This is a genomic window from Bartonella sp. MR168JLCBS, assembly GCF_042194175.1.
In genome coordinates, this window is the sequence record NZ_JBHIMP010000580.1 from 1 (window position 1) to 568 (window position 568).

Genomic DNA, 568 nt, shown 5'->3' on the forward strand with positions numbered 1-568 from the left:
CCAATCATAGCACCAGGTTCGGCAATGTGGATATCGCCGAGCATTGCGTAAGAAGCAGTAACGCCGCCGGTCGTTGGATTGGTAAGAACCACAATATAGGGAAGTTTTGCTTCTTTCATCATTTCAATTGCTACTGTTGTACGAGGCATCTGCATCAATGAAAGTGTTCCTTCTTGCATGCGTGCTCCGCCAGAAGCGGAAAAAAGAACCAAAGGGCATTTGTTGGCAATGGCAGTATCAAACGCTTTAATGATCGCTTCTCCTGAAGCCATGCCGAGTGATCCTCCCATAAAAGCAAAGTCTTGAACCGTTGCGACAATTGGCAAGCCTTCAATAGTACCTTGTGCACTTAAAATATTGTCATCGACACCAAGTCTAGAACGATAATCTTTTAATCGGTCAATGTAGCGTTTTTCATCGCGAAATTTTAAAGGGTCGATTACAACTTTTGGATTTTCAAGAAGCGTATAAATGCCATCATCAAAAAAATGCATGAGGCGATTTTTGGCGCTGATGCGCATATGATAACCAGAGTTAGGGATCACATATTGGTTAACTTCTAAATCTT

General features: G+C 42.3%; 1 protein-coding gene. It reads right to left on the reverse strand.

Features of this window, described 5'->3' with window-relative positions; genetic code table 11:
- A partial coding sequence (locus ACFIK8_RS12810; protein ID WP_375669639.1) for an acetyl-CoA carboxylase carboxyltransferase subunit beta occupies positions 1 to 568 on the reverse strand: 568 nt, incomplete at both ends.